This window comes from Paracoccus sp. MC1862 (assembly GCF_016617715.1).
Classification (GTDB): Bacteria; Pseudomonadota; Alphaproteobacteria; order Rhodobacterales; family Rhodobacteraceae; genus Paracoccus.
In genome coordinates this window covers 1,897,834-1,910,491 of record NZ_CP067225.1, presented here as the reverse complement: position 1 = coordinate 1,910,491, position 12,658 = coordinate 1,897,834, and the positions used below count along the sequence as shown (strand labels likewise).

The window sequence follows — 12,658 nt, the reverse complement described above, 5'->3', positions numbered from 1 at the left end:
GCCCAGCCAGTTACGCAAGGGAGCAAGCTGATGAACTACGATGCCGCACTCGATCAGGCTCTGCAGCGTCTGCATGACGAAGGCCGCTATCGCACGTTCATCGACATCGAACGGCGCAAGGGCCATTACCCGCAGGCAATCTGGAAGCGTCCCGATGGGGGCGAGCAGGAAATCACCGTCTGGTGCGGCAACGACTATCTGGGCATGGGCCAGCACCCGGTCGTGCTGAACGCGATGCATGAGGCGCTGGATTCGACCGGCGCGGGTTCGGGCGGGACGCGCAACATCTCGGGCACCACGGTCTATCACAAGCGGCTGGAAGCCGAGCTTGCCGACTTGCATCGGCAGGAAGCGGCGCTGGTCTTTTCCTCGGCTTATATCGCCAACGACGCGACGCTTTCGACCCTGCGCAAGCTGTTCCCCGGCCTGATCATCTATTCGGACGAGCTGAATCACGCGTCCATGATCGAGGGGATCAAGCGCTTCGACGGCGCCAAGCGCATCTTCCGCCACAACGATGTGACCCACCTGCGCGAGCTTCTGGCTGCCGACGACCCGGCCGCGCCCAAGCTGATCGCCTTTGAATCGATCTATTCGATGGACGGCGACTTCGGTCCCATCGCGGCGATCTGCGACCTTGCCGACGAGTTCAACGCGCTCACCTACCTCGACGAGGTTCATGCCGTGGGCATGTATGGCCCGCGCGGCGGCGGCGTGGCGGAACGCGACAGGTTGACAGAGCGCATCGACATCTTCAACGGGACGCTGGGCAAGGCCTTCGGCGTCTTCGGCGGCTATATCGCGGGTACGGCCAAGATGTGCGACGCCATCCGGTCATATGCGCCCGGCTTCATCTTCACCACCTCGATCCCGCCGGCGGTCGCGGCGGGGGCCGCGGCCTCGATCGCCCATCTCAAGAGCGCGCAGGGGCAGAAGCTGCGCGACACCCAGCAGTTGCACGCCCGCATCCTGAAGATGCGGTTGCGCGGGCTGGGCCTGCCCATCGACGACCGCGGCAGCCATATCGTGCCGGTTCATGTCGGCAGCCCGGTCCATTGCAAGATGCTGTCGGACATGCTGCTGGCGGATTTCGGCATCTACGTCCAGCCGATCAACTTCCCGACCGTGCCGCGCGGGACCGAGCGGCTGCGCTTCACGCCCTCGCCGGTCCATGACCCCAGGCAGATCGACCATTTGGTGCGGGCAATGGATGCACTGTGGTCACGCTGCGCGCTCAATCGCTCGCATGCGGTCGCCTGAACCTCAACAACCTGTGTTGTCCCTCTCGCCGGCATGATAGTCTGTCCTTAAATAAAACAGGCCGGATTCGCGTTACTGGCGCAAAGCGGACCTTCCAGAATGAGGCAGGCAACAATGAGCGGGACGCAAACGCCGTCAGCGGCGGGCGATTCCTTGATGGACAGGGGGGCAGCGCCGGGTTTCGATGGTTTCGAAATGCGGCTCGGTGACATGATGCGCGGCGAGCGGGCCACCATCGGCAAGTCGCTGCTGGATGTGCAGCGCGAGTTGCGGATCCGTGCTTCCTATATCGCCGCGATCGAGAACTGCGACATCTCGGCCTTTGACGCGCCGAGCTTTGTTCCCGGCCATGTCCGCTCTTACGCCCGCTACCTGGGGATGGACCAGGACTGGGTGCTGCGTCGTTTTGCCGAGGAATCGGGCTTCCAGCTTGCCAATGGCGCGGGTTCGGCGCCCGTCGCGGCCCAGCCCGGCCGCCGCCCGGCCGATCTGGCCGAGTCGCTGGCCAATCCCCGCGCCTTGTATCTGCCGCAGCCCGAAAGCTTCTGGTCCTCGGTCGAGCCGCGGGCCATCGGCTCAGTGCTGGTGATGGCGCTGGTGGCCTTGGGCCTCGGCTATGGCGGCTGGTCCGTCCTGCAGGAAGTGCAGAAGGTCAACCTGACGCCCTCGGACCAGGCGCCGACTGTCATCGCGACGCTGGACCCGGCGCAGGACGCAGGTCCGGCGGACGAGGTGGACCTTGCCGCGGTTGACCTGCCGCAGCCCGAGGCGCTGGATCGCATCTATCGCCCCCGGGCGCTGGAGGTGCCGGAACTGACGCCGCGTGACACCCCCATCGCCGCCATTGACCCCGGCTTGTCCGAGAACGCCGCCGCGCCGCAGGCCCATGCCGTCGCGGGGACCGGGGCGCAGCCCGCCCCCGCCCAGGTTGCCGTGGCGCAACCGGCCGAAACGCAGGCGGTCCGCACGCTGGGACCGGAAGCGGCACGGGTCGAGATCCTGGCAACCCGCCCCGCCTGGGTCCGGGTCAGCGCCGCCGATGGCTCGGTGATCCTGGAAAAAACGCTGGACGCGGGCGAGCGCTTCACGCTGCCGCCGACCGAACAGCCACCGGTGCTGCGGACGGGAAATTCGGGCGCGGTCTATTTCGCGGTGAACGGCGACACCTATGGTCCCGCCGCGCCGGGCGCCAAGGTCGTCAAGGATGTCGAGCTGTCGCCGACCGCGCTGACCGGGGCCTTCGCGCTGGCCGATCCGGCAGCGGACCCCGAGCTTGCCAGCATGTTCTCGGTCGCCTCTGCCGCGCCGCTGCAAAGCGAGGGGGTTGCTGCCACGCCTTGACGGGTGCGGTTGCCGCCGCGGGCCCAAGGCCCTATCTTGCAGGCACCAGCCGAAAGGTCCAGCGATGACGCATAATCCGATCCGCCCGTGGCGCAACATCCAGCGCCGGCCCTCGCGCCGCATCATGGTCGGCCCGGTTCCCGTGGGGGGCGATGCGCCCATCAGCGTCCAGACCATGACGAACACCGACACGACGGACGTGCGGGCCACGCTGGCCCAGGTGATCGCGGCGGCGGATGCCGGGGCGGACATCGTGCGCATCTCGGCCCCGGACGAGGCCTCGACCCGCGCCCTGCGCGAGATCACCCGCGAAAGCCCGGTGCCGATCGTGGCGGACATCCATTTCCATTACCGCCGCGCCATCGAGGCGGCCGAGGCGGGCGCTGCCTGCCTGCGCATCAACCCCGGTAACATCGGCGATCCCTCGCGGGTGCGCGAGGTCGTGCAGGCCGCCAAGGATAACGGCTGTTCCATCCGCATCGGGGTCAACGCGGGTTCTCTGGAACGCCACCTGCTGGAAAAATACGGCGAGCCCTGTCCTGACGCGATGGTGGAATCCGGGCTCGATCACATCAGGCTGTTGCAGGACAACGACTTCCACGAATTCAAGATCAGCGTGAAGGCCTCGGATGTGTTCCTTTCGGCTGCCGCCTATCAGGCGCTGGCCGAGGCGACGGACGCGCCGATCCACCTTGGCATCACCGAGGCTGGGGGCCTGCGCGGCGGCACGGTCAAATCGGCAGTCGGTATGGGCAACCTTCTGTGGGCCGGGATCGGCGACACGATCCGCGTGTCACTGTCGGCCGACCCGATCGAAGAGGTGAAGGTCGGCTACGAGATCCTGAAGTCGCTAGGCCTGCGGACGCGGGGGGTTCAGATCATCTCTTGCCCTTCCTGCGCCCGGCAGGGGTTCGACGTTATCAGAACCGTGGAAACCCTTGAACAGCGGCTGGAACACATCAAGGTGCCGATGAGCCTGTCGATCATCGGCTGCGTGGTGAACGGCCCGGGCGAGGCGCTGATGACCGACCTCGGCTTCACCGGCGGCGGCGCGGGCAGCGGCATGGTCTACATGGCAGGCCGGCAGAGCCACAAGATGTCCAACGCCCAGATGATCGACCACATCGTCGAACTGGTCGAGCGCCGCGCCGAGGAACTCTTGCGGTTGCCGCAAGCTGCGGAATAGGGTCCGCCCCGGCCGGTAAGCATCGCCCGCTCGGACATCGCAGGCTACGCGCGGTCGTTGGCAACCGCTCGTGCCGGTTGCGTCGGACGTCGCCTGCGGCGGAATTGCTCTTGCTTCATCGCCAGAGGGGGCGCGAAGCCCCCTTGTCTTCAACCGTGAAGACCGGACAAGCGAGAGAGCAAAGGAAAAGCCCTAACCCTCCGCCGCCCGGACCTGCTCGACTGCCGCCGCCAGCCCGGTCGAAGGGATGCCGCGCAACAACTCCGGCCCGATCACGAAGGTGGGCGTGCCCATGATCTGCATCTTCTCGGCAAGCTGGCGGTTGCTGGCGATCTCGGCCGTGACCTCCTCGCTGCTCATCCGCGCAGCCACCGCCTGCGCGTCGAAGCCGAGATCCTCCGAGATCTCTGTGAGCGACTCGGCCGTCACCGCCCCCCGCATCGTGTAAAGCCTGTCGTGGACGGCCTTGTAGGCCTCCCCGCCTTCCAGCTGCTTGACCGCGATCGCGTAGCGCGAGGCGAGGTCGCTTTCTTCGCCGAGGATCGGGAATTCCTTGAGGATCAGCCTGATGTTGCCGTCCTTGGCCACGACCTCGTCCACCTCGGGGGCGACGCGGCGGCAATAGCCGCAGCGGTAGTCGATGAACTCGACGATGGTCAGGTCGCCCGCGGGGTTGCCGCCGATCCAGGAATGCCCGTCCTCGAAGATCTCGGCGCTGTAGGTCTGGACCAGCAGCTTGTCGCTCTCGGCCTCATCGGCCAGTCGCCGCGCCTCCATCGCGTTCAGGGCCTCGACCAGAACGGTGGGGTTCTGCATGATGTAGTCGCGCACCGCCTCGCCAAAGGCCGCGCGCTCGGAATCGGACATGGCGGCGGGGTCGAAGGCGGCGGCGGGGGCGGCAAGGGCCGCTGTCATCAGCGCGGCAGTCATCAGGGTTTTCATCGTCGGTCCTTTACCGGAACTCGCGCGGACATTGCGCCAGAGGCGGGGATGCTGTCCACCCCCGTGCGGATCACCGCCGCTTGACCAGCAGGGGGGCGGGGGGCGAAAAGGGCGGCCAAACGGAAAAGGGCAGGCGGATGCGGCAGTCGCGGCGGGGTCAGGTCGATCCCTTCATCGTCATGGATGTCATGGAAGCGGCCCGCCGCGCCGAAGCCGTGGGGCGCCACATCATCCACATGGAGGTCGGCCAGCCCTCGACACCTGCACCCGGCCCTGCACTGAAGGCGCTGGGACGGGAACTGGCGGAACCGCTGGGCTATACCGTCGCGCTGGGCCTGCCCGCGCTGCGGGAAGGGATCGCCGGGCTTTACCAGCGCTGGTATGGCGTCGATCTGGACCCGGCCCGCGTGGTGGTGACGCCGGGTTCATCGGGGGCCTTCCTTCTGGCTTTCGCAGCGCTGTTCGACGCGGGCGATCGGGTAGCGGTGGGGGAACCCGGCTATCCCAGCTATCGCCAGATCCTGCGCGCCATGTCGGTGGAACCCGTGGGGATGCAGACCCGCTTCGAGAACCGCTACCAGCCCGTGCCCGAGGACATCCCCAAAGGCGTGCAGGGCGTGATGATCGCCTCGCCCGGCAACCCCTCGGGCACCATGCTGGACCGGCAGGCGCTGGCGGCGCTGGTCGAGCGCACCCACGGGATCGGGGCCGCGCTGATCTCGGACGAGATCTACCACGGCCTCGACTACGGCCAGCGGGCGGTCAGCGCGCTGGAACTGACGGATGAGGTCGTCGTCATCAACAGCTTCTCGAAGTATTTCAGCATGACCGGCTGGCGCGTGGGCTGGCTGGTGGTGCCGCCCGACATGGTCCGCACGATGGACCGGCTGGCCGCCAACATGTTCATCTGCGCCCCCCACGCCAGCCAGGTGGCGGCGCTGGCCGCCCTGAGCCCGGACGCCGAGGCCGAGGCGCAGGCGAACCTTGCCGTCTATGCCGAGAACCGGCGGATGATGCTGGACCGCTTGCCTGCCATTGGCTTCAACAAGATCGCTCCGCCGGACGGGGCCTTCTACGTCTATGCCGATGTCTCGGCCCTGACCCATGACAGCGCGGCGCTGGCGGCGGACATTCTGGACAAGGCCGGCGTGGCGGTAACGCCCGGCATCGACTTCGACCCGGTGCGCGGGGCGAAAACGCTGCGCTTTTCCTATGCGCGGTCCACCGCGGACATCGCCGAGGGGCTGGACCGGCTGGCCCGCTACATGGCCGGGCGCTAAGGATGCGCCTTGCGCGGCTGATCGCCGTGGCGGCGCTGCTGGCGCTTGCGGCGCCGGTCGCAGCCGAAACCCTGGCGGCGGTCGATCTGTCCCGCACGGTGCTGGGGATGGAGGGGCGCGACCGGGGCAGGCCCAGGCCCATCATGCTGACCATCGGGCTTGATCGCGCCGTGCCGCACCGCATCGCGCTTGTCGACACCCCGCCCCGGCTGGTCATCGACCTGCAAGGCGCCGCCCCGCCCGAGGGGCAGCCTTCCGCCGACCCGCTGGCCTTGCGCTGGGGTCCTGCGCCGCAGGGGGGGGCGCGGGCGATCCTGACTCTGCCGGGGCCGATGAAGCTCGACTCGGCGCAGATGCGGGCCGTGCCCGCCCCGAGCCTTGCCCTGCGGCTTCTTCCCGTCGCGCCCGACGCCTTCCAGCCCCGCCCCGATGCGCTGACCGTGCTGCGGGGATTGCCGCAGCCTGCGGACACGGGCGCGGACCGGAACGCGCTGACGGACGAGCGGCTGCGGGTGGTGCTGGACCCGGGCCATGGCGGCATCGACCCCGGCGCGCAGGTGGGGGCGATTTCCGAAGCGGCGGTCATGCTGGGCTTCGCGCAGGAATTCGCCGCCACCCTGCGCGGTCGCGGCATCGAGGTCGTGCTGACGCGCGAGGACGACCGATTCATCCCGCTGGAACGCCGCACCACGGTCGCGCGGGCCAAGGGGGCGGATCTGTTCATCTCGCTGCATGCCGACGCCCTGCCGGCGGGCGAAGCGGCGGGCGCCAGCATCTACGCCTGGGACGGGCAGTCGAACGACCGCGCCGCGCGCCAGCTTGCGCTGATGCACGACCGCAGCGACATTCTCGCCGGGCTGGACCTGTCGGACACCGACGAGGACGTGAGCCGGGCGCTGATGGATCTCGCCCGGCTCGACACCCAGCCGCGCAGCGTGGACGCGGCGCGTCACCTCGTGGCGAAGATGAACGAGGCCGGGATGGTCATGCACCGCGTCCCCATCCGGGGCGCAGCCTTTTCGGTGCTGAAATCGCCCGACATCCCATCCCTGCTGGTCGAACTAGGCTTCCTGACCCATCCGCAAGACCGCGCCAACCTGTTCGACCCGGCCTGGCGGCAGCGGGTGGCCGAGGCAATGACCGACGGCATCCTTGCCTGGGATGCCGATCAGGACGGGCAGGGACCTGCCGCGGCGGCGTCGCCCTGACGCAAGCTTGCTTTGACCCGAAAGGGGCATGGCGTTATAGAAACCCCTCGCTCGAAAGCCGCATGGGGCATCAGTGATCCGTTTCGTCCTGAACTTCTTCGGCGCGATCTTTTCGTGGTTCGTGACCGCCAGCGTCTTCCTTGCCCTCGTGGTGGGGGGCATCTTCTGGATCTATTCCCGCGATTTGCCGAGCCATGAGGCGCTGGCAAGCTACGCCCCCAAGACCATCAGCCGCATCTATTCCGGCGAAGGCCGCCTGATCGACGAATTCGCCGAAGAACGCCGCATCTTCGTCCCGGTCGAGGAGATACCCGATCCGGTCAAGCAGGCCTTCATCTCGGCCGAGGACAAGAACTTCTACAAGCACCGCGGCTATGACCCGCGCGGCATGGCCGGCGCGGCGGTGCAGGCCGTGCAGACGCGGGGGGGCAGCGTGCGCGGCGCCTCGACCATCACCCAGCAGGTGATGAAGAACTTCCTGCTCGATTCCTCGCGCAGCGTCGAACGCAAGGTCAAGGAACTGATCCTCGCCACCCGGCTGGAAAGCACGCTGAGCAAGGACCAGATCCTCGAGCTTTATCTCAACGAGATCTTCCTGGGCCAGAACAGCGCCGGAGTCGCCGCCGCCGCCCAGACCTATTTCAACAAGTCCCTGAGCCAGCTTGCCCCGCACGAGGCGGCGATGCTGGCCGCCATGCCGCAGGCGCCCTCTCGGTCGGTCGTGCGCGACAAGGACCGCATCACCGAGCGGCGCAACTATGTCCTGCGCGAGATGTGGCAGAACGGCTACCTGACCGAAGCCGCCTATCGGGCCGAATCCGCGCTGCCGCTGAAATCGGTGCAGAACGGCGATTTCCCGGCCTTCCGCAACAGCCTGCCGCCGCGCGACTACTTCACCGACGAGATCCGCCGCCAACTGTCCCAGCAGTTCGGCGAGGACGAATTCTTCACCGGCGGCTTGCAGATCCGCGCGACCATGGACCCCGACCTGCAGCAGGTGGCCGCCAAGTCGCTGCAGGACGCGCTGGAACGCTATGACCGCAACCTCGGCGTCTGGCGCGGCACGGGGCAGGTGATCGGGCCCGAGGAACTGGGTTCCGAGGACCGCTGGCGGGCGGCACTGGCCAAGATCAAAGTCCCGCGCGACATTCAGGGCTGGCACCCGGCCGTGGTGCTGGACCTCACCGACGCCGACGCTATCATTGGCATCGAGGGCGTCGCGCAGGAGGACGAGCCCCAGGTCATCCCCGCCCGCGACGTGCAATGGGCGCGCAAGCTGATGCCGGGGCGCGAACGGGCGCCGCAGGCCAGGGTGGCATCCGACCTGCTGTCGGTGGGCGATGTTGTGCTGGTCCGGCAGATGACGGACGACGATACCGGGGCCTTCATCCGCTGGACCCTGCGGCAGGTCCCGACGCTGCAGGGCGGCTTCATGGCGATGGACGTGAACACCGGCCGGGTGATCGCCATGCAGGGCGGCTTCAGCTACCAGTCCTCGGTCTTCAACCGGGCGACGCAGGCGATGCGGCAGCCAGGCTCGGCCTTTAAGCCCTTCGTCTATGCGGCGGCGCTGGACCGCGGCTTCACCCCGGCGACCATCGTCGAGGACGAGCCGATCACCGTGAACACGCCGCAGGGATTGTGGACGCCGAAGAACGCGGGCGGCAGCTACTATGGTCCGACGCCCCTGCGGACGGGGATCGAGCAGTCGCGCAACCTGATGACGATCCGCATCGCCCGCGACATCGGCATGGACACGGTGGCGAAATACGCCGAACGCTTCGGCGTCTATGACAAGCTTTCACCTTTCCTCGCCAACAGTCTGGGCGCGCAGGAAACCACGCTTTTCAAGATGGTCGCGGCCTATGCCATGTTCGCCAACGGCGGCGAGCGGGTCGAACCCACGCTGGTGGACCGGGTGCAGGACCGCCGCGGCCGCACCGTTTATCGCCACGACAGGCGCGTCTGCGCCACCTGCGAACAGGGCGCTCTGCCGCCCGGTCAGGCGCCGATGATCCAATCGGACCGCGAGCGGGTGATGGACGCGATCACCGCCTATCAGTTGACCTCGATGATGGAAGGCGTGGTCAAGCGCGGCTCGGGCAAGGGCGTCAAGCTGGACGTGCCGGTCGCGGGCAAGACCGGGACCACCAACGACGCCAAGGACGTGTGGTTCGTCGGCTTCAGCTCGAACATCGTCGCGGGCTGCTACCTGGGCTTTGACGAGCCGCGCAGCATGGGCTCGAACGCTTACGGCGGGACCATGTGCGTTCCGGTGTTCAACGCCTTCATGCGGCAGGCGGTCAAGGAATACGGCGGGACCGCGTTCAAGGTGCCGCCGGGTGGTTATTTCGCGGATGTCTCCTATGGCAAGTTCACGATCTCGGAATATTTCCGCGAGGGCACCACTGCCGTGGCCCGTGTCCTGGACGGCGGCTTCGCCAAGCAGAGCAGCGACGTGACCGAGCGGACCGAGAAGGCCGTGACCACCTCGACCGGGCAGCGCAAGGTCATCCCGAAGAAGGCCGATTTCAACAGCATGAGCGCGGGCGGGCTTTACTGACCGCCCTTGCTTGTGCCGGGCGGCCTGCCGCGCTATCAGCCACCCCCATCCGTTCACCGTCCGACCTCAGGGATCGCCCATGCGCGCCGAAACCCAATCCTCTGTCGATGCCATCCGCAAGTCGCTGGGCCTGCTGGCGCAGCGCATGGACTGGGACACCGCCCCGCATCGCCTGGAAGAGATGAACGCGATGATCGAGGATGGCGACCTCTGGTCCGACCCGGCCCGCGCGCAGAAGCTGATGCGAGACCGGCAGGTGCTGTCGGACAAGGTGGAGACCTATCGCCGCATCGACCAGGACCTGAAGGACAGCGTCGAGCTGATCGAACTGGGCGAGGCCGAGGGCGATGCCGAGATCGTGGCCGAGGCCGAGGCTACCCTGAAGTCGCTGGCCGACCTGGCCGCGCAGAAGGAACTTGAGGCGCTGCTGGACGGCGAGGCCGACGGCAACGACACCTTCCTTGAGATCAACGCCGGCGCGGGCGGCACGGAAAGCTGCGACTGGGCGTCCATGCTGGCGCGGATGTATACCCGCTGGGCCGAGAGAAAGGGCTACAAGGTCGAGCTTCAGTCCGAAACGCCCGGCGAAGAGGCGGGCATCCGCTCGGCCTCCTACAAGATCAGCGGGCCGAACGCCTATGGCTGGCTGAAGTCGGAGTCGGGCGTGCATCGCCTGGTTCGCATCAGCCCTTACGACTCGGCAGCCCGGCGGCACACGTCCTTTTCCTCGGTCTGGGTCTATCCGGTGGTGGACGACAACATCGAGATCGTGATCCCCGACAACGAGATCAGGATCGACACCTACCGGTCGTCTGGCGCGGGGGGGCAGCACGTCAACACCACCGACTCGGCCGTGCGGATCACCCACCTGCCGACGAACATCGTCGTGACCAGCAGCATGAAGTCGCAGCACCAGAACCGCGATGCAGCGATGAACGCCCTGCGCGCGCGGCTGTATCAACTGGAACTCGACAAGCGCAACGCCGCCATCAACGCCGCGCATGAGAACAAGGGCGACGCGGGCTGGGGCAACCAGATCCGCAGCTACGTCCTGCAGCCCTACCAGATGGTGAAGGATCTGCGGACCGGCCATGAGACCTCGGACACGCAGGGGGTTCTGGACGGCGACCTGGACGGCTTCATGGCCGCCACGCTGGCGCAGGACCTGTCCGGCAAAAGCCGGGCCGAGGCGAACGCCGAGGACTAGGGAGTCCAGAAGGCCACCGCCTCGGGTCCGATTCCGGTCAGTACCCTGTCGAAGTCCCGCTGCCGCACGGTCGCCCGGACGCCTGCCAGAACATGCTCCAGCATCGAGGGCGGCAGAAATTGTGATCCGCCCTCAGCGCCAGCATCACGGCGCGGATCGTCCCGCGCTCGGCCCAGGGCAGGTGTGGAGCCTCGATGTCCCAGCGCCACACGAAGATCGCCCGCAGAACCGCCGGCAACTCGTCGGCCACCCGCAGCGCGTCACGGGGCGCCAGGCCGCCGCGGAAGCTGCGGAACACGGCTTCGGTACCGGTATAGAGGATGTTGTCGGATTCAATCAGGGTCCTTTCCCGCATATCCGCCAGATATCGCCGGAACTCGTCCGTGGCAGGGCGATAGGTGAAGGGCATCGGCAGGACGCGCTCCTCTCTGATGAGAGCGGGGATTGGCGGGAAGGCGGGTGAGCCTCTATGCTGCAATGCAGCATGATGGAGCGAATGATGCCGAGGAAGATCAACATTGCCCTGCAGGGCGGCGGCGCGCATGGCGCCTTTGCCTGGGGCGTCCTTGACCGCCTGCTGGAAGGCGACGAGATCGAGGTCGCCGGGATCAGCGGCACCTCGGCCGGGGCGCTGAACGGCGCGGCCTTGGCCGCAGGACTGACCTCGGCGCCGGGACGACAGGGCCGCGCGGCCGCGCGGCAGAACCTCGACCATGTCTGGACCGAGGTCAGCCGCGTCAGCGACCACCGGCTGCTGCGCTGGATGACCTGCCTTGACCATGTGCCCTCGCCCTTCCAGCGCTGGGCGGAACTGTTCTCTCCGGCCGCCTGGATGGAGAACATGTCCCGCATTTTCAGCCCCTATGACAGCGGGCCGTTCTATTCCAACCCGCTGGGCCGGATCATCGCCGGGATGCCGCATCCGCTGGGTCCCTGCGAGAACCGCCGCCCGGCGCTGTTCGTCACCGCGACCAACGTGCGCGACGGTCATATCCGGGTTTTTTCCGGCGACGAGGTGACGCCGGATGCGGTGATGGCCTCGGCCTGCCTGCCCACGCTGTTCCGCGCGGTCGAGATCGACGACCCGAAGACCGGCCGGCGCGAGGCTTATTGGGACGGCGGCTATTCCGGCAACCCGGCGCTGTTCCCGCTGTTCGGCACAGATCTGCCGCGCGACATCGTCATCGTCACCATCAACCCGATGCGGCGCGAGGGCATCCCCCGAACTCCCGTCGAGATCCAGGACCGGATCAACGAGGTCAGCTTCAATTCCTCGCTGCTGCGCGAGTTGCGGGCCATCCAGTTCGTCAAGCGCCTGACCGCCGAGGGCCGCCTGACCGGCCGCAACATGAAGGAGCCGCTGATCCACCTGCTATCGGACGACGACCTGATGACCGCGCTGGGTGCCCGGACCAAGCTGCTGCCGGGGGCGGGGCTGGTGGCGCGGATGAAGGCGGCCGGGCGGCTCGCGGCCGAGAAGTTCCTCGCCGGTGATGCGCGGAACATCGGCGAGCGCGATTCGGTGGACCTGCCACGGCTTTACGGCTGAGGTGCCGTGCAGGTGGCGCGGCCGTGGGGGGCTACCCCCGCCCGGGCTTCGCCCCTGACTCGCTGAAAACGGTCAAGTGGGCCTATCCAGCAGGAAAACAGCCATGATGGCCATTTTCCGTT

At 67.4% G+C, this 12,658-nt stretch carries 10 protein-coding genes; 8 read left to right on the top strand and 2 right to left on the bottom strand.

Features of this window, described 5'->3' with window-relative positions; genetic code table 11:
• Positions 1-30: 30 nt before the first annotated feature.
• The 3 genes from hemA (at position 31) to ispG (ending at position 3,787) form a co-directional block, all read left to right on the top strand.
• Positions 31-1,260 (top strand): 5-aminolevulinate synthase, encoded by a 1,230-nt coding sequence (hemA, locus tag JGR78_RS09460; protein ID WP_182802886.1) that lies wholly within the window; start codon positions 31-33, stop codon positions 1,258-1,260.
• A 195-nt stretch (positions 1,261-1,455) separates the two neighbouring features.
• Positions 1,456-2,601 carry a helix-turn-helix domain-containing protein gene (locus tag JGR78_RS09455; RefSeq protein ID WP_234450701.1) on the top strand — a complete coding sequence of 382 codons (1,146 nt, stop codon included), beginning with the start codon at positions 1,456-1,458 and terminating at the stop codon, positions 2,599-2,601.
• Positions 2,602-2,665: 64 nt separating this feature from the next.
• A complete protein-coding gene (gene ispG / locus JGR78_RS09450) occupies positions 2,666-3,787 on the top strand; it encodes a flavodoxin-dependent (E)-4-hydroxy-3-methylbut-2-enyl-diphosphate synthase (RefSeq protein WP_182802884.1) in 1,122 nt (373 codons plus the stop codon).
• Positions 3,788-3,979: 192 nt separating this feature from the next.
• Here the strand turns inward: ispG and JGR78_RS09445 are convergent, their stop codons facing one another.
• Entirely contained in the window at positions 3,980-4,729 is a 750-nt protein-coding gene (locus JGR78_RS09445; protein ID WP_182802881.1) for a DsbA family protein, read from the bottom strand.
• A 137-nt stretch (positions 4,730-4,866) separates the two neighbouring features.
• Between JGR78_RS09445 and JGR78_RS09440 the strand changes: the two genes are divergently transcribed.
• From JGR78_RS09440 to prfB, 4 genes are all read left to right on the top strand, one after another.
• Positions 4,867-6,009, top strand: a complete 1,143-nt coding sequence (locus JGR78_RS09440) for a pyridoxal phosphate-dependent aminotransferase (RefSeq protein WP_182802879.1) — start codon at positions 4,867-4,869, stop codon at positions 6,007-6,009.
• Between the two features lie 2 nt (positions 6,010-6,011).
• Positions 6,012-7,217, top strand: a complete 1,206-nt coding sequence (locus JGR78_RS09435; protein ID WP_182790602.1) for an N-acetylmuramoyl-L-alanine amidase — start codon at positions 6,012-6,014, stop codon at positions 7,215-7,217.
• A 73-nt stretch (positions 7,218-7,290) separates the two neighbouring features.
• Positions 7,291-9,780, top strand: a complete 2,490-nt coding sequence (locus tag JGR78_RS09430) for a penicillin-binding protein 1A (RefSeq protein WP_182802876.1) — start codon at positions 7,291-7,293, stop codon at positions 9,778-9,780.
• 79 nt (positions 9,781-9,859) lie between these two features.
• The gene (gene prfB, locus JGR78_RS09425) at positions 9,860-10,987 is read left to right on the top strand and encodes a peptide chain release factor 2 (RefSeq protein WP_182802874.1); all 1,128 of its coding nucleotides are present in this window, start codon (positions 9,860-9,862) and stop codon (positions 10,985-10,987) included.
• Positions 10,988-11,024: 37 nt separating this feature from the next.
• Here prfB and JGR78_RS09420 read toward each other — a convergent pair whose 3' ends face one another.
• Positions 11,025-11,396 (bottom strand): DUF2267 domain-containing protein, encoded by a 372-nt coding sequence (locus JGR78_RS09420; RefSeq protein WP_182802872.1) that lies wholly within the window; start codon positions 11,394-11,396, stop codon positions 11,025-11,027.
• A gap of 87 nt (positions 11,397-11,483) precedes the next feature.
• Between JGR78_RS09420 and JGR78_RS09415 the strand changes: the two genes are divergently transcribed.
• Positions 11,484-12,536, top strand: a complete 1,053-nt coding sequence (locus JGR78_RS09415) for a patatin-like phospholipase family protein (protein ID WP_234450700.1) — start codon at positions 11,484-11,486, stop codon at positions 12,534-12,536.
• Positions 12,537-12,658 lie beyond the last annotated feature (122 nt).